Genomic DNA, 19,644 nt, shown 5'->3' with positions numbered 1-19,644 from the left:
CCCTCGCTCAGCGAAGCTTCGGGTCGAGGGCGTCGCGCACCGCGTCGCCCAGCATGATGAAGGCCAGCACGGTGACGGAGAGCGCCGCGGCCGGGAAGAACAGCACGTACGGCGCCGTCCGGATCACCTTCTGGGCGGAGGAGATGTCGATGCCCCAGGAGATGGTCGGGTCCTGCAGGCCGATGCCGAGGAAGCTCAGCGTGGCCTCGGTCGCGATGTAGCCGCCGAGCGCGATGGTGGCGACCACGATCACCGGGGCGATCGCGTTCGGCAGGATGTGCCGGAACATCAGCCGCCCGGTCCCGGCCCCGAGCGCCCGGCCGGCCACCACGTAGTCGGACTGTTTGACGGTCAGCACCGCGCCGCGCATGACGCGGGCGATCTGGGTCCAGCCGAGGAAGCCGAGGGCGACGACCACGCTCCACACCGTGCGGGTGGAGAAGGCGTTCAGCAGTACCAGCGCGCCGAGCAGCAGCGGGATGCCGAAGAAGATGTCGATGATCCGGGAGATCACCGCGTCCACGCCGCCGCCGAAGTACCCGGCGATCATGCCCGCCAGCCCGCCGAGCACGGTGACCGCGGCGGTGACGCAGATGCCGACGGTGATCGAGGCCCGGGCGCCGTACACCACCCGGGCGTAGATCGACCGGCCCTGCCCGTCGTAGCCGAACCAGCCGGCCCCGAAGAAGTCCGTCCAGTCAGGCCGCTTCAGGTAGTTGTGCACCAGGTCGGCCTTGCGCGGGTCGGCGTCGGTGAACGCCCACGGGAAGATCGCCATGATGACCAGTAGGAGGATCAGCACCGCCGAGATCAGGAAGATCGGCCGCCGCCGCAGGTCCCGCCAGGCGTCGCCCCAGAGGCTGCGGGCCTCCTCCCGCTTGACCACGTCGCTCTCGACCAGGGTCTCCTGTTCGACCGCCATACCCTGCTCGCCCGCGTAGTCGAGGTGCGAGACACCGGGCTTGGGGTGCGGCTCGTACGAGTCTTCGTCGTGGATGTCAGGCATAGCGGATCCTCGGGTCCAGGACCGCGTAGAGCAGGTCGACGAGGAGGCTGGCGACCAGGTAGACGATCACCAGGACGGTCACGATGCCGACCACGGTCGGCCCTTCCTTCTGGTTGATCGCCCGATACAGCACGTTGCCGATGCCCTGCACGTTGAAGATCCCCTCGGTGACGATCGCGCCGCCCATCAGCGCGCCCAGGTCGGTGCCGAGGAAGGTGACCACCGGGATCAGCGAGTTGCGCAGCAGGTGGCGGGAGATGATGGTCCGCCGGGGCAGCCCCTTGGCGACCGCCGTCCGCATGTAGTCGGCCCGCAGGTTCTCGCCGATGGAGGTCCGGGTGAGCCGGGCGACGTACGCGAGCGAGAGCGAGCCGAGCACGATGGCCGGCAGCATCAGCTGGGAGAGGTCGTAGCTGTTCTGCACCGTCGGCGTGACCCAGCCCAGGTTGGTGGCGAACACCGTCTGCGCGATGTAGGCCAGGACGAAGACCGGGACCGAGATCACCAGCAGGGTGAGGATCAGCACCAGGGTGTCCTGGACGCTGCCGCGCCTGAGGCCGGAGACGAGGCCGAGCACGAGGCCCAGGATCATCTCGAAGACGAAGGCCAGCAGGGCCAGCCGGATGGTGACGGGGAAGGCGCCCGCCATGATGTCGGTGACCGGGCGGCCGGTGAAGCTGGTCCCGAAGTCCCCCTGGAAGAGGTTCCCCATGTAGTGCAGGTACTGCTTCCAGATCGGCTGGTCGAGGTAGTACTTGTGCTTGATGCTGGCCACCACGGCGGGGTCGGCGGCCTTCTCGCCGAACAGCGCCGCCACCGGGTCGCCCGGCAGCGTGTAGACCATCAGGAAGATCAGCAGCGTGGTGCCGAAGAACACCGGGATCATCTGCAGCACCCGCCGCAGCACGTAACTGCCCATCCGAGCCTCCTTCCTAGGTGCCCGACCGGCCGGGGCCGGTCGGGCGAGAGGCCGGGGCCCGCCCTCCGTGCGGGGAGGGCGGGGCCGGCGCGGGGGCGCAGATCAGCCCTTGACCTGGATCTGGGTCCAGGCCGGGTTGCCGAAGGAGTCGAACATCACGCTCTGCACCTTGGTCGAGTAGCCCGAGTTGGTGCGGTAGTACCAGAGCGGGATGGTCGGCATGCCGCTCGGCAGCACCGCCTCGGCCTTCTGGTAGCCGGTCACCGTGTCGGCGACGCTGGAGGCCTCGTCGGCCTGCTTGGCGAGCTGGTCGAACTGCGGGTTGCTGTAGCCGAAGTCGTTGGACGCGGCGCCGGTGCGGTAGACGTCCGACAGGAAGTTGGCGTTCAGCGGGTAGTCCTGCACCCAGCCGGTGCGGAAGGCGCCGTTGAGCTGGTGCCCGGTGATCGCCGCGCGGGCGGTCTTGAAGTCGGGCTTCGGGTCGCCGGTGCAGTCGACGCCGGTGCTCTGCCGGATCGAGTTGCAGACCGCGTCGACCCACTCCTTGTGGCCGCCGTCCGCGTTGTAGGTGATGGTCAGCTTGTTGCCGGGGACGCCGCCGCCCTCGGTGATCAGCGCCTTCGCCTTCGCGGGGTCGAACTTGCAGGCGTCCCCGCAGGCGCCCTCCTTGTAGCCCTCGACGCCCTCGGCCACCCAGGCGCTGGCGGCCTTGCGCGAGCCCTGGAGCACCGTCTTGGTGATGGTGTCCCGGTCGATCGCCATCGACAGTCCCTGGCGGACCTTGGCCTTGTCGGGCGAGGACCAGTCGGACTGGTAGAGCGTGAAGCCGATGTTCTGGATGGCACCCTGCGGGGCGTCGATCGCCCGGTTACCGAGGTCGTTCTTGTAGGTGGCCAGCGCGGAGGGCGGCACCTGGTCGATCACGTCCAGGTTGCTGGACTGCAGGTCGGCGTAGGCGGCCTCGGACGTGTTGTACATCTTGAAGACGACGCCGCCGTTCTTCGGCTTGTCCACGCCCTGGTAGTCCGGGAAGGTCTTGGTGACCACTTCCTGGTTGTGCGACCAGCTGACGAACTGGTATGGCCCGTTGCCCACCGGCTTCTGCCCGTACCCGGCCGGGTCCTTGAAGAAGCCGTCGGGCAGCGGCGAGAAGGCGATGTAGCCGAGCTTGTACTCGAAGTACGAGACCTTGTTGCTCAGCTTGACGGTGAAGTGCAGGTCGTCGGTGACGGTCAGGCCGGACATCGTGGTGACGGTCGGCTGGCCGCCGGCCGGGTGGACGTCCTTGTAGCCCTCGATGTCCGAGAACCAGGAGCTGTTGATCTGGTTGTTGCTGGTGGTCGCGCCCCAGTTCCAGGCGTCGACGAAGTTCTTGGCGTGCACCGGGGTGCCGTCGTGGAACTTCCACCCGTCCTTCAGCGTCACGGTGAAGGTCTGCGAGTCGCTGGTGTCGATCTTGTCCGCGACCTGCATCCGGATCTTGGCGGTGCTGGGGTCGTAGTCCACCAGCCCCCTGAAGAGGTTCTGCAGGATGCGACCGCCGCCGACCTCGTTCGCGTTGGCGGGCTGCAGCGGGTTCTGCGGCTCACTGCTCTGGTAGCTGAAGGTCTTGCTGGTATCCGACGAGCTGCTGCCTCCTCCGCCGCTGCTGCACCCGGTGGCCACCAGGACCACGGACGTCGCAACGGCGAGGACCCAACGAGCACGGGCGGCTTCGGGCATGGAGGTCCCTCCTCATGGTGTGTGTCGCATCACACCCCATGAGAAGCGCGCCCCGGCGGCGGCGCGAGCCGGGTACCCCCGGACGGGTGCAGTGACCACCCTGCGAAGTTGACGAAACGACGGAAGGACCCGTGGCGGGGAAGCCACGGGTCCTTCCGGGTGGGTCAAGGGTGCCGGGATCAGACCGCGGCCGTCTCCCGGACCTCGGCGAAGTGGCAGGCCGACTGGTGCGCGGCCGGGCCCTTCAGCAGCTCGGGCACCGCCAGCAGCGGGACCTCGGTGGAGCAGCGCTCCTCCGCCTTCCAGCAGCGGGTGCGGAAGCGGCAGCCGGACGGCGGGTTGGCCGGCGAGGGGATGTCGCCGGTCAGGATGATCCGGTCGCGGGTCTCCCGCGCCGTCGGGTCCGGCACCGGCACCGCGGAGAGCAGCGCCTGGGTGTACGGGTGGGTGGCGTTGTCGTAGATCTCCTCGTCGCTGCCGATCTCGACCATCTTGCCGAGGTACATCACGCCGACGCGGTCGGAGATGTGCCGGACGATGGAGAGGTCGTGCGCGATGAACATGTAGGAGAGCCCGAACTCGCCCTGCAGCTGGTCCAGCAGGTTGATCACCTGCGCCTGGACGGACACGTCCAGGGCGGAGACCGGCTCGTCGCAGATGATGATCTCGGGCTTGAGCGCGAGACCGCGGGCGATGCCAATGCGCTGGCGCTGGCCGCCGGAGAACTGGTGCGGGTACCGGTTGATGTACTCCGGGTTCAGGCCGACGACGTCCAGCAGGTCCTGGACGGCCTTGCGGCGGTCGCCCTTCGGAGCCACCTCGGGGTGGATCTCGAACGGCTCGCCGATGATGTCGCCGACCGTCATGCGCGGGTTCAGCGAGGTGTACGGGTCCTGGAACACCATCTGGATGTTCCGGCGCACGGCCTTGAGGGCCTGGCCGGTCAGCTTGGAGATGTCCTCGCCCTTGAACAGCACCTGGCCGGAGGTGGCCCGCTCCAGGTTCATCAGCACCTTGGCCAGCGTGGACTTGCCACAGCCGGACTCGCCGACGATGCCGAGCGTTTCGCCCTTCATCAGGTCGAAGGAGATGCCGTCGACCGCCTTGACCGCGCCGACCTGCTTCTTGAAGAGGATGCCCTGGGTCAGCGGGTAGTGCTTGACCAGGTCCTTGACCTCCAGGATGGGCTCAGCCATGGAGGGTCTCCTTCCAGAGGTGGCACGCGCTGCGGCGGCCGGTGAGCTCCTTGCCGTCCTTGTCGGTCACCTGGTGCAGCGCCGGGATCTCCGTGCGGCACAGGTCGGTGGCGACGTCACAGCGGGGGTTGAACGCGCAGCCGGCCGGGACCTTCAGCAGGTTCGGGGGCAGACCCTTGATCGCGTACAGCTCCTGGCCCTTCTGGTCCAGGCGCGGGATGGAACGGAGCAGGCCCTTGGTGTACGGGTGCGCCGGGTTGGCGTACAGGTCGCGCACCGGGGCCGTCTCGACGATCCGGCCGGCGTACATGACGGCGATCTTGTCCGCGACGTCGGCGACCACGCCGAGGTCGTGGGTGATCAGGATCAGGCCCATGTTGTACTCGGCCTGCAGTTCCGCGAGCAGGTCCATCACCTGGGCCTGGACGGTCACGTCCAGGGCGGTGGTGGGCTCGTCGGCGATGATCAGGTCGGGCTCCATGGAGAGCGCCATCGCGATCATGATGCGCTGGCGCATGCCGCCCGAGAACTGGTGCGGGTAGTCGCCGACGCGCTGCCTGGCGGCGGGGATGCGCACCCGCTCCATCAGCTCGATGGCCTTCTCCCGGGCCTCCTTCTTGGAGGCGCCGCGGTGCACCCGGAACATCTCGCCGAGCTGGGCGCCGACGGTCATGACGGGGTTCAGCGAGGAGAGCGCGTCCTGGAAGATCATCGCGATCTTCTGGCCGCGGATCTGCCGGCGCTCCTCCTCCTTCATGGCGAGCATGTCCTTGCCACGGAAGAGGATCTGGCCCTGGCTGATCTTGCCGGGCGGCATGTCGAGGATGCCCATGATGGTCTGGGCGGTCACCGACTTGCCGGAGCCGGACTCGCCGAGCACCGCCAGGGTCTCACCGGCGGCCACGGAGTAGTTGACGCCGTTCACGGCCTTCGCGACGCCGTCCCGGGTGTGGAACTCCACGTGGAGGTCCTTGACCTCCAGCAGCGGGGTGCCAACTTCGAGCCGGCCGCTCTTCTGGTTCTTCTCGATCACGGTGGTCATCGGGTCGTCACCTCTTCTCTCAGCGGAGCTTCGGGTCGAGGGCGTCGCGGACCGCGTCGCCGAGCATGATGAAGGCCAGCACGGTGACGCTCAGCACCGCGGCGGGGAAGAGCAGTACGTGCGGGGCCGCCAGGAAGCGGACCTGGGCGTCGCTGATCATCAGACCCCAGGAGATCTGCGGCGGCTGGACGCCGATCCCCAGGTAGGACAGGGCGGCCTCGGCGCCGATGAAGACACCCAGGCTGATCGCGGCGACGACGATGACCGGCGCGATGGCGTTCGGCAGGATGTGCCGGAAGGTGATCCGGCCGGCGCCGGCACCGAGGGCACGGGCGGCCATCACGTAGTCGTTGTTCTTGTTGGAGAGCACCGACGCACGCATGATGCGGAAGATCTGCGGCCAGCCGAGCACGGCCATCACCAGCGAGACGCTGTAGGCGTTACCGGCGAACGGCAGCATCGACATGATCAGCATGCCGCCGAGCAGGGTCGGGATCGAGAAGAAGATCTCGGTGATGCGCGACAGGATCGAATCGATGACCCCGCCCTTCCAGCCGGCCCAGAGGCCGAGGAGGGCGCCGACCACGGTGACCGTGGTGGTGGTCAGGATGCCGACGATGATCGAGTTGCGCGCACCCCACACCGTACGGGTGTAGATGTCGCAGCCCTGGACGTCGTAGCCGAACCAGTGCTCGGCGCTCGGCCGCTCCAGCGAGTGCGACAGGTCGCACGCGCCGTTGGCGAACGGGCTGCCGTCGGTGAACCACCCCGGCACGATCGAGATCACGATCAGGGCGAGCACCAGCACGCCGCCGATGATGAACAGCGGGTTGCGGCGCAGGTCGCGGACCGCGTCCGACCAGAGGCTGGCGACGCGCTCCGGCTTCTCCTTCTTCGCCGGCGTGGCCTTCGGGCTGTTGTCCCCGGCCGGCGCCGAGGCGTCCTTGGTGATGGTGTCACTCATAGCGAATCCTCGGGTCGAGCACGGCGTACAGCATGTCCACGAGCAGGGTGGTCACGAGGTAGATCAGCACCAGCAGCGTGACGACGCCGACGATGATCGTGCCCTGCTTCTGGTACACGGCCTGGGCGATGAGACCACCGATACCGTGCATGTTGAAGATCTTCTCGGTGATCACCGCACCGCCCATCAGGCCACCGAGGTCGGCGCCGAGGAAGGTGACGATCGGGATCAGCGCGTTGCGCAGAGCGTGACGGACGATCACCCGACGGCGCTTCAGGCCCTTGGCGACCGCGGTACGGACGTAGTCCGCCCGCATGGTCTCCATCAGGCTGGTGCGGGTCAGGCGGGCGACGTACGCCAGCGACAGCGAGGCCAGCACGAAGGCCGGCAGCAGGTAGGCGCGAATGCCGTCGTCCTCGTTGAACGAGACCGAGAAGAAGTCGATGCCGTAGTCGTTCTTCAGCTGGACGCCGAGCACCAGCTGGAGGATGAAGCCGGTGACGAAGACCGGGATCGAGATGACCAGCAGGGTGCTGATGAGGATCAGCTGGTCGAGGAACTTGCCCTTGCGCAGGGCCGCCATGACACCCGCCGCCACACCGACGACCGCCTCGATGACGAAGGCCACCAAGGCGAGGTTGACGGTGTAGGGGAACGCCTCGCCGAGCATCTCGCTCACCGAGCGACCCTGCAGGCTCGAACCCAGGTCGCCGCGGAAGACACCCGAGATGTAGTCCCAGTACTGAACGATGAACGGGTCGTTCAGGTGGTACTTCTGACGGATCATCTCCGCCACGATCGGGTCGGCACGCTTCTCGCCCGCCAGCGCCTGAACCGGGTCACCGGGCAGGAAGAAGACAATGGCGTAGATCAGGAACGTCGCACCGATGAGAACAGGGATCGCCTGTATCAACCGGCGGATCACATAGCGGCCCATCAGACCTCCATACTTTCGGACAAGGAAGGGAGGCGGGAGGACTCGGACTGTGGTCCGGCCCGCCCGCCCCCGTTCGTCTGACTACCGGATCAGCCGGCCATCTCAACTTCGGCCAGGTTGTAACGCGACTGCGCGTCGGTGTCGAAGTTCTTGATCTTCTTCGTGTACGCGGCGGAGGCCTGGTACGTGTACACCGGGATGTACGGCATGTCCTTGATCAGGACGTCGTCGGCCTGCTGGTAGAGCTTGATGCCCTCGTCCTCGGTCTTGGCCGAGTCCGCCTGGGTCAGCAGGCTCTCGAACTGGTCGTTGACGTAACCGCCGTAGTTCGAGCCGCTGTCGATCGCGACCTTCGAGAAGATCGGACGCAGGTAGTTCTCGATCGACGGGTAGTCCATCTGCCACGCCATGCGGAAGCCGCCCTGGTACTGCTTGGCCTGCAGCGCGTCCAGGATCTTGCCGAACTTCTCGAACGGCTTGAAGGTGACCTCGATGCCCAGGTTCTTCTTCAGCTGGTTGCCGACGGCCTCGATCCACTCCTTGTGGCCGCCGTCGGCGTTGTAGCCGAGCTCCAGGGTGTTGTTCGGCAGACCGCCGGCCTGGGTGAACAGGTCCTTGGCCTTGGCCGGGTCGTACTTGCACGCGTCACCGCAGGCGTCCTTGCGGTAGCCGTTGATCAGCGGGCTGATGAAGTCCGAGGCCGGGACGCGGGTGCCGGCGAAGATGGTCTTGGTGATCGCGTCGCGGTCGATCGCCATCGAGATCGCCTTGCGGATCTCCGGCTTCTGGTAGGCCGGGTTGTAGGCGATCGGGAAGCCGATGTAACCGACGCCCGACTCCGGCTTGTTGATGTAGCGGTCGCCGAACTCGCCGGCCACGCTGGACATGGCCGAGATCGGAAGCTTGTTGGTGGCCTGGATGTTGTCCGCGCGCAGGTCGTTGTACGCGGTGTCCAGGTTGTCGTAGATCTTGAAGGTGACGTTCTGCAGCTTGGCCTTGGTGCCGCCGTAGTTGTCGTACCGCTTGATCTTGATCTGCTTGTTGTGCTCCCAGGCGCCGTCCATCTGGAACGGGCCGTCGCCGATCGGGTTCTCGCCGAAGGCCTTGGGGTCGTTGAAGAAGGCCTTGGGCAGCGGGTAGAACGCGCTGTAGCCCAGCATGGTCTTGAACTGCGAGAACGGCGCCGTGAGGGAGACGGTGAAGGTCTTGTCGTCGACGACCTTCAGACCCTTGAGCTCCTTGGCGGTGGGCTTCTTGTCCTTGCCCGGGGCCAGCTCGTCGGAGCCCTCGATCTTGTTGAAGAACGGCATGCCCTCGGCGGCGTTGTCCTGGTTGGCGCCCCAGTTCCAGGCGTCGACGAAGGACTGCGCGGTGACCTTCTCACCGTTGTGGAAGGTGTAGCCGTCCTTGAGCTTGATCGTCCAGAGCTTGGAGTCCTGGGTGTCGATCGACTCGGCGACCTGCAGGCGCGGGGCGTTGGTCTTGCGGTCGTAGTCGACCAGGCCGGCGAACACCGCGTAGAGAACCTGGTTGCCCTCGGACTCGGCGGTGTCCTGCGGGATCAGACCCTTCTGCGGCTCACCGAGCTGAACAGCGATGCTGCCGCCACCGGACGCGGCCTTGTCGTCGCTGCTCTTCGAGCTGGTGCTGCAAGCGGTCGCCGCAAGGGCGATCGCGGTTGCCGCGACAAGCCACTTGGTCTGGGTTGCACCGCGCATGGGGGATGCCTCCTGAAATCGACTTTCCAACGAGGAGAACACCGCGGGCGGTTGATACCGGATCCGCTGTGCCGTCCGCGCTCGTGGTTTCGGCGCGCACCCCTGCGCGTTAACCCTTGACCCGAGCCTGACTGGCTCCACTATCCGTCACGCACGGACACGAAAGTGACCAATGCCGATCTCAATTAGGTCACATGAACGGTCGGTAAGTTTCGAAAACCGGACATATGAGACATAGCCAGACAGGTACCAAACGGACAGTCGTCATGAATGACGGACTGTCACGTCCGCTCAGCGGACACCCGACCGTGATAAGCGCTATTCCGTTTATACGCGCGTCGACAACTTGGGGTAGTTGAAAAAGTTCGCCCCCCTCTCCATTGGAAAGGGGGGCGAAGATTTCCGGCCAAAGGCCGATCAAGCCGACCGGATCACGCCTTCTTGGCGCGCGAGGCGGTGCGGCCGCGGTCCTTCTGGTCGAGGACGACCTTACGGATGCGAACCGTCTCCGGAGTCACCTCGATGCACTCGTCCTCGCGGCAGAACTCCAGCGACTGCTCCAGCGAGAGCTTGCGCGGCGGGACGATCGACTCGGCCACGTCTGCGTTCGAGGAACGCATGTTGGTGAGCTTCTTCTCCTTGGTGATGTTCACGTCCATGTCGTCGGCGCGCGAGTTCTCGCCGACGATCATGCCCTCGTACACCTCGGTGCCCGGCTCGCAGAAGAGCACGCCGCGCTCCTGCAGGTTGGTCATCGCGAAGGCGGTGACCACACCGGCCCGGTCGGCGACCAGCGAACCGTTGTTGCGGGTGGTCAGCGTGCCGAACCACGGCTCGTGGCCCTCGTGGATCGAGTGCGCGATGCCGGTGCCGCGGGTGCTGGTGAGGAACTCGGTCCGGAAGCCGATCAGGCCGCGGGACGGCACGACGAACTCCATCCGAACCCAGCCCGAGCCGTGGTTGGACATGTTGTCCATCCGGCCCTTGCGGACACCCATGAGCTGCGTGACCGCGCCCATGTGCTCCTCCGGCACGTCCACGGTGAGGCGCTCGACCGGCTCGTGGGTCTTGCCGTTGACCTCCTTGGTGACCACCTGCGGCTTGCCGACGGTCAGCTCGAAGCCCTCGCGGCGCATGGTCTCGATCAGGATGGCCAGCGCCAGCTCACCGCGGCCCTGCACCTCCCAGGCGTCCGGGCGCTCGGTGTCCAGCACGCGCAGCGAGACGTTACCGATCAGCTCGCGGTCCAGGCGGTCCTTCACCTGGCGGGCGGTGACCTTGCGGTCCACCTTGGCGCCGGACTTGGCGTCCGCGCCCTTGCCGCTGCCGCCACGGCCGACCAGCGGCGAGGTGTTGGTGCCGATGGTCATCGAGATGGCCGGCTCGTCCACCGTGATCAGCGGCAGCGCGATCGGGTTCTCGGGGTCGGCCAGGGTCTCGCCGATCATGATCTCCGAGATGCCGGCGACGGCGCAGATGTCACCGGGGCCCGCCACCTCGGCCGGCTTGCGGGTGAGCGCCTCGGTCATCAGCAGCTCGGAGATGCGGACGTTCGAGATGGTGCCGTCGCGCTTGATCCAGGCCACGGTCTGGCCCTTGCGCAGCTCGCCCTGCTCGACGCGGAGCAGCGCGATACGGCCGAGGAAGTTGTCGGCGTCGAGGTTGGTGACGTGGGCCTGGAGCGGCGCGTCCTCCTCGTACGTCGGGGCCGGGACGTGCTCCAGCAGGGTGGAGAAGAACGGCTCCAGGCTGGTGCTGTCGGCCGGGACGGTGCCGTTCTCCGGCTTGGTCAGCGAGGCGACGCCGTCACGGGCGCAGGCGTAGACGATCGGGAACTCGATCTGGTCCTCGTCCGCGTCCAGGTCCAGGAACAGGTCGTAGGTCTCGTTGATGACCTCGTCGATCCGGGAGTCCGGGCGGTCCGTCTTGTTGATGCAGAGGATGACGGGCAGGCGGGCGGTGAGCGCCTTGCGGAGCACGAAGCGGGTCTGCGGCAGCGGGCCCTCGGATGCGTCCACGAGGAGCACGACCGCGTCCACCATCGACAGACCGCGCTCGACCTCGCCACCGAAGTCGGCGTGGCCCGGGGTGTCGATGATGTTGATGGTGATCGGCGCGCCGCCGTCCTTGGGGTGGTACTTGACCGCCGTGTTCTTCGCGAGAATGGTGATGCCCTTCTCGCGCTCCAGGTCGTTCGAGTCCATCATGCGGTCGTCGAGCTGCTGGTGGGCGGCGAAGGCGCCGGCCTGCTTCAGCATGGCGTCGACCAGGGTGGTCTTGCCGTGGTCGACGTGGGCGACGATGGCGACGTTACGGATGTCGTTGCGCGTGGGCATGCCTAGCGGATTCTCCCGGAATCGTGGGTTACGGCGCCCGGCCGCGAGACGCGTACTTGCGGCACCTTTCGGCCGCCGCCACCCGTTCCGCCTGCTACTACCGGTCCACCCGCCGGGCAATGGACATGCCGCGGCTTCCTCCTATCGTACGTGGAACCGCCCAGGTGAGCAGAAACGAGCAGGTCGGGCGGGACCAAGATCACAGCTGGGTCACGCCGTCCTCACGCGGTGGCCGGGCTCCGGCACTCTCCCGTTCGTGATCGGCGCCGATCCCACGGGCGCCGACGGCCCCTCAGTCCTGGGCCCACCCCACGTCCTGGAAGCGCGGCCAGCCGAAGCCCCACACGCCCGCGCCCACTACATCTGTCCCTACGCCGACCAGCTCGGGCCGCTGGTACAGCGGCACCGAGTGGCCCAGCTGCCAGATCCGGACGTCGGCCTCCTGGAGCAGGTCGAGGCGGGCGGCCGGGTCGAGTTCGGCGGTGGCGCGGTCGAAGAGACGGTCGATCTCCTCCGTGCCACTACGGGCGTAGTTGGTCCCCGGGTCGAGGGTGCCGTCGAGGTCGGGCCGGGGCTTGGCGTAGACCGGGCGCTGCTGGCTCGCCGGGCTGGTGCCGGCGGGCCAGGAGAAGAGAGCGAGGTCGTAGTCCCCGGTGGCGAGGTGGTCCTTGACGAAGGTATCGGCGGGTGCGGTCACCGTCCTCACCGCGATGCCGCTGTCCGCGAGGTTGGCCGTGAGCGCGTCCGCCGTGCGCTTGGCGGTCGCGGAGCCGGCCGGGATCAGCAGGGTGAGGGCAAGCTGCTTCCCGTCCTTGACCCGGGTGCCACCGCCCTCGGGCCGCTTCCACCCGGCCTCGTCCAGCAGCCGCGCCGCATCGACGGGGCCGCCGGCCGCGCTGTTGTCGCGGTAGCCCTCCTGGTCACCCGCGAGGAGGTGGCTGCCGAGCGGAGCGGCGGCGATGCCCAGCGGGGTGAGGGCCGCGTCGGCGATCCGCCGCCGGTCGACGGCGCGGCCGAGGGCGAGTCGCAGGGCGGGGTCGGTGAGCGGGGCGCGGACGGCGTTCAACGTGAGCTGGGTGAGCGAGGGCGCGGCGGCCCGGTGCACGGTGACGCCGGGCAGTGACTCGGCCCGCCGCAGGGCGAGCGCCGCCTCCTCGGGCGCCGCGGCGGGTGGTACCGCAGCCGCTGAGGGACTGGCCGTAGCAGGGGCCGGCACCGCCCGGTCCACCACCGCCGTGAGCGGGGCGATGTCGAGCCGGTCCTGGTCGAGCGCGTCGAGCCGCTGCTCGGGCGGCACGGCGAGGAAGTCGATCCGGTCGGCCTTCGGCAGGTCGCCCCACCAGAGCGGGTTGCGCTCGACGGTCACCCGTCCGCCCTCGGCGTCGTACCGGGACACCGTGAACGGCCCGGCGCTCAGGTGCGCCCCGCCGGCGAGCGCCCGATTGAAGGCAGCCGGGGACGAGGTCTCGGCGGCCGGGTAGAGCGGCCCGAACAGCGACGGCCACTCGGCGTACGGCCGCCGGAAGGTGACCCGGACCTCGCCCGCGTCGGCGCCCTGGTCGATCGCGTCGATGGCGTCGTACCCGGCCGGGTGGTCGCTCCCGTAGGCCGGGTCGAGGCCGGAGAGGGCGGCCCGCTGGGCGATGAGGTCGGCGGCCGAGAGCGGGGTCCGGTCGCTCCAGACGGCGTGCGGGTTGAGCCGGTAGGTGACGACCTGGGGCTGCTGCCCGGGCGGGGTGGATTCGGCGCCGGCCAGGTAGTCCGGGTCGGGGACGAGCCGGCCGTGCTCGTCGGGCCGGAACAGCGAGGGGTAGAGGGCGTGCGCGAGCAGCGCCGAGTCGGCGGTCGCGGCGGGCTGGTAGACGTTGAGCGTGGCGGGGACGCGGTCCACCGCCCAACGGAGGGTGCCGCCGTCCTGGACGGCGGTGCGGTCGGCGGGCCGGACGTCCCCCGTGGCGGGGGTGGGGTCGGCCGGGGCCGGGACGGGCTCGGGGGCGGGGGGCTGGGCCGGGGCCGGCCCGTCGGAGCAGCCACCCAGGGTGGCGGCGAGCAGCAGCGCGGCGGCTGCGGCGGTGAGCTGGCGGACGCGCATGGCGGCCATCGAACGCCGACCGGGCGGGCGCACCGGCGCCGACACGGCGGGCCGCCCGGCGACTGCACCCGGACAGCCGATACCCGACGAGTCCCAGAGCCCCCTACAGCGCCAGCTCGAACCAGACGATCTTGCCCTTGGGCGTCCGCCGGCTGCCCCAGCGCTCGGCCAGCAGGCTGACGAGCTGCAGGCCGCGCCCGCCCTCGTCGGTCTCCTGGGCGCGCCGCTGCCGGGGCTGGGCGTAGCCGTCGTCCCAGACCTCGCAGACGATGCTGCGCTCGCGCAGCAGCCGCAGCCGGATCTCGCCCCGCCCGTGCTTGAGCGCGTTGGTGACCAGCTCGCTGACCAGCAGCTCGGTGGTGTCCACCAGTTCCTCCAGGCCGCGGGCGAGCAGCCAACTGCAGGCGAGTTCTCGGGCCTTGGCGACGGAGGTGGGCTCGGGCGGCAGGAACCAGTTGCCGACGGCGTCCTCGGGGAAGGCGTGCACCTTGGCCATCAGCAGGGCGATGTCGTCCTCGCCGTGGTGCGGGTTGAGCTCGCCGAGGACGTGGTCGCAGAGGTCCTCCAGGCCCTTGCCCTCGGCGGAGAGGGCAGTGCGGAAGGCGCGCAGGCCCTCGTCCAGCTGGTGCTTGCGGCTCTCCACCAGGCCGTCGGTGTAGAGGCCGAGGACGGCGCCGTCGGGGAGGGTCAGCTCGACCTCCTCGAAGGGCTCGCCGCCGACGCCGAGCGGCAGGCCGGGCGGCACGTCGAGCATCCGGGCGGGCTCGCCGGGGCCGAGCAGGACGGGCGGCAGGTGGCCCGCGTTGGCGAACACGCAACGCTGCGTGACGGCGTCGAAGACGGCGTAGACGCAGGTGGCGAGGTAGACCTCGCGGGCCTCCTCGTCGGCGGTGGAGGTGAGCCGGCCGTACGGGGTGGGCGGTCCGGCGGGCACGGAGTCGTCGCCGAGGCCGCGGGCGATCTCGTCGAGGGCGCCGAGCACCTCGGCGGGGTCGAGGTCGAGCATGGCGAGGGTGCGGACGGCGGTGCGCAGCTGGCCCATGGCGACGGCGGCGCGCAGGCCGCGGCCCATGACGTCGCCGATGACCAGCGCGGTGCGGTTGCCGGGCAGCGGGATGACGTCGAACCAGTCGCCGCCGACCTCGGTGTTGTTGTTGCTGGGCAGGTAGCGGCAGGCGATCTCCAGGCCGCTGGCGGCCGGGTTGCCCGGGGGCAGCAGGCTGCGCTGGAGGATCAGGGCACGTTCGTGCTCGCGGCGGTAGAGCCGGGCGTTGTCGATGCAGACGGCGGCGCGGGCGACGAGCTCCTCGGCGATCGCGACGTCGCGCGCGTCGAAGGGCTCGCTGCCGATCGCACGGGAGAGCTGGACGAGCCCGAGCACCTGGTCGCGCGCGACCAGCGGGACGATCAGGGTGGAGCGCAGCAGCGGGTCGGGCCCGGGCTCGGGGACGACGCTGCGCCCGGTGCGCAGGGCCCGGGCGTGCGGGGAGCGGCGCGGGTAACAGAGGGTGCCGCCGGCTTCGGCGATGGGCAGGCCGGTGACCGAGCCGAGCACCGAGGAGGCGCCGCCGACGACGCTGGAGACGGCGACCCGGCGCAGTTCGCCGCTGCCGTCGGTGAGTACGGTGTCGCCGAGCCGGCCGGCGCTGGGGACGGTCTCGCCGGAGAGCAGCGCGGTGTAGAGGTCGACGGTGGCGAGGTCGCAGAACGGCGGGACGACGACGTCAAGCAGTTCCTTGGCGGTGGTCTCCAGGTCGAGGGTGGAGCCGATGTGCGCGCTGGCCTCGTTGAGCAGGGCGAGGTTGCGGCGGACGCCGTCGGCCTCGCGCTCGGCGACGTGCCGGCTGGTGACGTCGGAGACCTGCCCGGCGACGCCGATCGGCTGCCCGGCGGTGCCGTTGAGGCGGTAGAGCGAGACCGCCCAGAGCCGGTTGCCCTCGCGGGTGGGGACGACGCCGTGGAAGCGCAGGTCGAAGACCGGCTCCCCGGTGGCGAGGACCTTGCGCAGCGCGGCGGTGAGCCGGTCGGCCTCGGACGGCGGGAAGAGGTCGTGCGGCGTGAGGCCTTCGAGGTCGGCGGGCGCCAGGCCCATGCCGGAGGCGAAGGCGTCGTTGACGCGCTGGAGGCGGACCCGGTCGTCGAACAGGATGAAGCCGGTCGGGGTCTGGCCGAAGACGGCCTCGGAGGCGGCGAGGTCGGTCTCGATGCGGCGCAGCCGGCCGAGGTCGACGGCGAGGCAGGTGGCGCCGGCGGTGGGCAGCGAGCTGTCGGGCATCAGGTACAGCTCAGCGAGGCCCTCGCCGCCGGAGGCGTCCCGGTAGGGGGTGGTGCCGACCCACTCCTCGCCGCCCAGGGTGCGGTCCAGCCGGGCGCGGCCGCGCTGCCAGAGTTCGCGGGGGACGAAGGTGGTGATCGGGTCGGCGCCGACCGCCTCGGCGGCGGGGATGCCGAAGAACTCGGCGGCGCGCTCGCTCCACTGGCTGATCCGCCCGTCGGGGCCGATCGCGAAGGTGGCGACCCGGATGTAGTCGTAGATCGAGCCCGGGTCGCCGGCGCCCCACGGGTGGGTGTCGGCGCCGGGTCGGGCGGCGCGGCCCCGGCCTGCGGCTCCGGCGGCCGGGCGGGCCTCCGGGGTGGGCAGGTGCGGTGAGCCGGCCTGCCCGGGCACAGCGGCATGACCGCTGCTGATCGGCGCGTTCCGCGCCGGGGTGCTGTTCAACGGACCGACCCCTCCAACCCGCGACCGTCCGGATGTCGAGAAGACCGAGTATTCATCATCGAGGGGTACGTTCACACGCCCTCAACATCACAACATCAGATCGGGCGAAGGTTTTTGTCCTACCGCCCGCGCAACCACAATGCCACGCCCGCGCCCCCTTCCGGAGTGCGCGCTCCCCCCGGCCACCAGGTGGCATATGCAGCCCCGTTCTACTCGCGTCCTGCTCGTCGTACCGGCCGGTCATGTCCGGTTCACGCCCCCGGCTCACGGCCCGTCGGGCTCATTACCCGACAGCGCCTGCTCGAACCAGACGACCTTTCCGATGCCCTCGGCCCGGGCGCCCCAGCGCAGCGCGAGCCGGCGGACCAGTTCCAGGCCCCGCCCGCCCTCGTCGGCCGCGGCCGCGTGCCGCTCGCGGGGCGGGTCGGGCAGCGGGTCGGAGATCTCGACCAGCAGCGTCTCACCGAGCGTCAGCCGGACCCCGATCGGGGCGCTGGCGTACCGGACGGCGTTCGTGACCAGCTCGCTGACCAGCAGCTCCGCGATGTCGGTCAGCTCCTCGACGCTCCACTCGGCGAGCGCGGAGCGGACCAGCCGCCGGGCCCGGGAGACGGCCGTGGGCTCGGCGGGCAGCGTCCAGCCGGCCGTCGGGGTGCCGGCCTGGCCGTGCCCGAGCCGGGCCAGCAGCAGCGCGACGTCGTCCGGCTCGCGGCCCTGCTCCATGGTGTCGAGCACGGCCTCGCAGGCGGCCTGGATGGACGCGTGCGGCTCCTGGAGGACGGTGATCAGCCGGCCGAGGCCGACGTCCAGGTCCTTGTCCCGGGACTCGACCAGGCCGTCGGTGCAGAGCGCGAGCAGGCTGCCCTCGGGGATCTTCAGTTCGACCGCCTCGAACGGGACGCCGCCGACGCCGAGCGGGGCGCCGGAGGGCAGGTCGAGGATCCGGCCGGCGCCGCCGGGCAGCGGGCTGCCGGTGCGGGTCGGCTCCTCGGTCTCCTGGCCCGGCAGCACCAGCACCGGCGGGATATGCCCGGCCTTGGCGACCGTCAACTTGGCCGTCCCCGGGTCGAACACGGCGTAGACGCAGGTGGCGAGCAGCGCCTCGTCCGGCCCCTGGGCGAGGTCGTCGGCGAGTTCGTGGACGTGCCGCAGCAGCACCTCCGGCGGCAGGTCGAGGGCGGCCAGCACCCGGACGGCGGTGCGCAGCCGGCCCATGGTGGCGGCGGCCCGCAGGCCGTGGCCCATCACGTCGCCGACGACCAGCGCGGTGCGGTCGCCGGGCAGCGGGATGACGTCGAACCAGTCGCCGCCGACCTCGGTGCCGCTGCTGCCGGGCACGTACCGGTAGGCGACCTCGACGCCGGTGGGCTGCGGGACCTGCTGCGGGAGCAGGGTGCGCTGGAGGGTGAGCGCGGCGGTGCGCTCGCGGGCGTAGAGGCGGGCGTTGTCCAGCGAGCTGCCGGCCCGGTCGGCGAGTTCGACGGTGAAGGCCAGGTCGTCACGGTCGAAGCCCTCGCGGTAACCGGCCCGGCTGACCAGCAGCAGGCCGATCACGATGCCGCGGGCGCGCAGCGGGACGACCAGCATGGAGTGCACGCCGAGGTCGTGGGCGGCCTGCATCTTCGGGTCGCCGGGGTAGGTGACGTCGCTGAGCTGGTCGGCGCCGGAGAGCAGTTCGGGGACGCCGGTGCGCAGCACCCGGCCGCAGGCGGAGTCCTCGGCGAAGGTGATCCGGGCGCCGCGGCGGAGCATCACGTCGACCTCGGGGCCGTCCTGGACGGAGGCGGTGCCGAGCTGGAGCAGCGAGGTGCGCCGGTCGTGGCCGTGCCGGGGCAGGTCGTCGCCATGGGCGACGGCCTGGAGCAGGATCACCGCGGAGTGGTCGGTGAGCCGGGGGACGACGGCGCTGGCGAGCTCCTGGGCGATCCGGGCGGCGTCGAGCAGGTCGCCGACCCGGGAGCCGAACTCGTTGAGCAGGGAGAGCCGGCGCCGGGCGTGCTCGACCTTGGCGACGGCCCGGTAGCGCTCGGTCACGTCCATCACGGTGCCGGAGATGCCGAGCACCCGGCCGGAGCGGTCGGTCATCCGGCTGTAGGAGATCGAGCGGTAGCCGGAGCGGGCGGTGACCGGGGAGGCGAGGGTGACGTCGATGACGGGCTCGCCGGTGGCCAGCACCTGGCGCTGGATGGCGGTGATCTCGTCGGCGGCCCGCTCGGGCAGGGTCTCGCCGGTGGTGCGGCCGACGTGGTCCTCCGGGGTGACGCCGTTCATCCCGGCGAGGGTCTGGTTGACGGCGGTGTAGCGCAGGTCGGTGTCGAGGACGGCGATGCCCAGCGGGGACTGCTCGAACAGCGCGTCGCGGACGGCGAGGTCCCGCTCGACGGCCCGGACGGCCGCCGCCTCGGCCATGCTGACCTGGAGGAACGGGGTACCGTCACCGTCCACCAGCAGGGAGATCCGGGCGTCGACGGCGACCGGGGTGCCGTTCCGGTCGCGCAGTTCGGCGCACCCGGCCCAGCGGCCGTGCCGGAGGGTGTCCTGGATCGCGGCGCGGATCCGGGCGACCTGCTCCTGATCCGGGATCAGCTCCTCGATCCGGCGGCCGACCAGCAGCTCGTTGGGCCAGCCGAGCAGTTCCTCGGCGGCGGGGCTCCAGAGCACCACCCGGCCGGCGGTGTCCAGGATCGCGATGGCGACCTTGAGCATGTCGAGCAGGCTGCCCTCGGCCGGGGCGCCGACGCCGCGCGCCGGTTCGGAGAGCCCGCCGGGGAACGGCCGGGCGGGGCGGCTGCGCAGGCCGGGCTGGGCGCCCGGGTCGGGCACGGCCAGGGTCGGCGCCGGCTGGGCGGGCCGCGAGGCACCGGGGTCGGGAGTGCCGGCGGGGGCGGTGGACGCGGTGGGGGTGTGACCGGGGGTGGTGCGGCCGAGGGTGCCGGTGGGGCCGGCGGTGCCGGTGAGCCCGCCCCGGCGGCGGCCGGCCGGCGGCTGCGGGG

Annotated in this window: 12 protein-coding genes; all 12 read right to left on the bottom strand. The window is 70.2% G+C overall.

Features of this window, described 5'->3' with window-relative positions:
* Positions 1-7 precede the first annotated feature (7 nt).
* Complete coding sequence (locus KV557_RS27445; protein WP_256178028.1) at positions 8-922, bottom strand: ABC transporter permease; 915 nt, start codon at positions 920-922, stop codon at positions 8-10.
* A 76-nt stretch (positions 923-998) separates the two neighbouring features.
* Complete coding sequence (locus KV557_RS27440; RefSeq protein ID WP_218204188.1) at positions 999-1,925, bottom strand: ABC transporter permease; 927 nt, start codon at positions 1,923-1,925, stop codon at positions 999-1,001.
* A 102-nt stretch (positions 1,926-2,027) separates the two neighbouring features.
* The gene (locus KV557_RS27435) at positions 2,028-3,647 is read right to left on the bottom strand and encodes a peptide ABC transporter substrate-binding protein (protein ID WP_218204187.1); all 1,620 of its coding nucleotides are present in this window, start codon (positions 3,645-3,647) and stop codon (positions 2,028-2,030) included.
* A gap of 179 nt (positions 3,648-3,826) precedes the next feature.
* A complete protein-coding gene (locus KV557_RS27430; protein ID WP_218204186.1) occupies positions 3,827-4,843 on the bottom strand; it encodes an ABC transporter ATP-binding protein in 1,017 nt (338 codons plus the stop codon).
* A complete protein-coding gene (locus KV557_RS27425) occupies positions 4,836-5,885 on the bottom strand; it encodes an ABC transporter ATP-binding protein (protein WP_218204185.1) in 1,050 nt (349 codons plus the stop codon). Before KV557_RS27425 ends, KV557_RS27430 begins: the two co-directional genes overlap by 8 nt.
* 19 nt (positions 5,886-5,904) lie before the next feature.
* Complete coding sequence (locus tag KV557_RS27420) at positions 5,905-6,849, bottom strand: ABC transporter permease (RefSeq protein WP_218204184.1); 945 nt, start codon at positions 6,847-6,849, stop codon at positions 5,905-5,907.
* Complete coding sequence (locus tag KV557_RS27415) at positions 6,842-7,786, bottom strand: ABC transporter permease (RefSeq protein WP_218204183.1); 945 nt, start codon at positions 7,784-7,786, stop codon at positions 6,842-6,844. Before KV557_RS27415 ends, KV557_RS27420 begins: the two co-directional genes overlap by 8 nt.
* Before the next feature lie 89 nt (positions 7,787-7,875).
* Positions 7,876-9,504, bottom strand: coding sequence for a peptide ABC transporter substrate-binding protein (locus tag KV557_RS27410; protein WP_218204182.1), 1,629 nt, complete (start codon positions 9,502-9,504; stop codon positions 7,876-7,878).
* Between the two features lie 431 nt (positions 9,505-9,935).
* Complete coding sequence (typA, locus tag KV557_RS27405; RefSeq protein ID WP_218204181.1) at positions 9,936-11,840, bottom strand: translational GTPase TypA; 1,905 nt, start codon at positions 11,838-11,840, stop codon at positions 9,936-9,938.
* Positions 11,841-12,132: 292 nt separating this feature from the next.
* Positions 12,133-13,932 carry an ABC transporter family substrate-binding protein gene (locus KV557_RS27400; RefSeq protein ID WP_218204180.1) on the bottom strand — a complete coding sequence of 600 codons (1,800 nt, stop codon included), beginning with the start codon at positions 13,930-13,932 and terminating at the stop codon, positions 12,133-12,135.
* Between the two features lie 103 nt (positions 13,933-14,035).
* Entirely contained in the window at positions 14,036-16,651 is a 2,616-nt protein-coding gene (locus KV557_RS27395) for a SpoIIE family protein phosphatase (RefSeq protein ID WP_256178021.1), read from the bottom strand.
* A gap of 264 nt (positions 16,652-16,915) precedes the next feature.
* On the bottom strand, positions 16,916-19,644 hold a 2,729-nt coding region (locus KV557_RS27390; protein WP_308130098.1), incomplete at its 5' end, for a SpoIIE family protein phosphatase.

Origin of the sequence: Kitasatospora aureofaciens, from assembly GCF_019192735.1 — a bacterium.
Lineage (GTDB): Bacteria > Actinomycetota > Actinomycetes > Streptomycetales > Streptomycetaceae > Kitasatospora > Kitasatospora aureofaciens_A.
The sequence above is the reverse complement of the archived record's forward strand: the minus strand, read 5'-3'. Positions and strand labels throughout refer to the sequence as shown.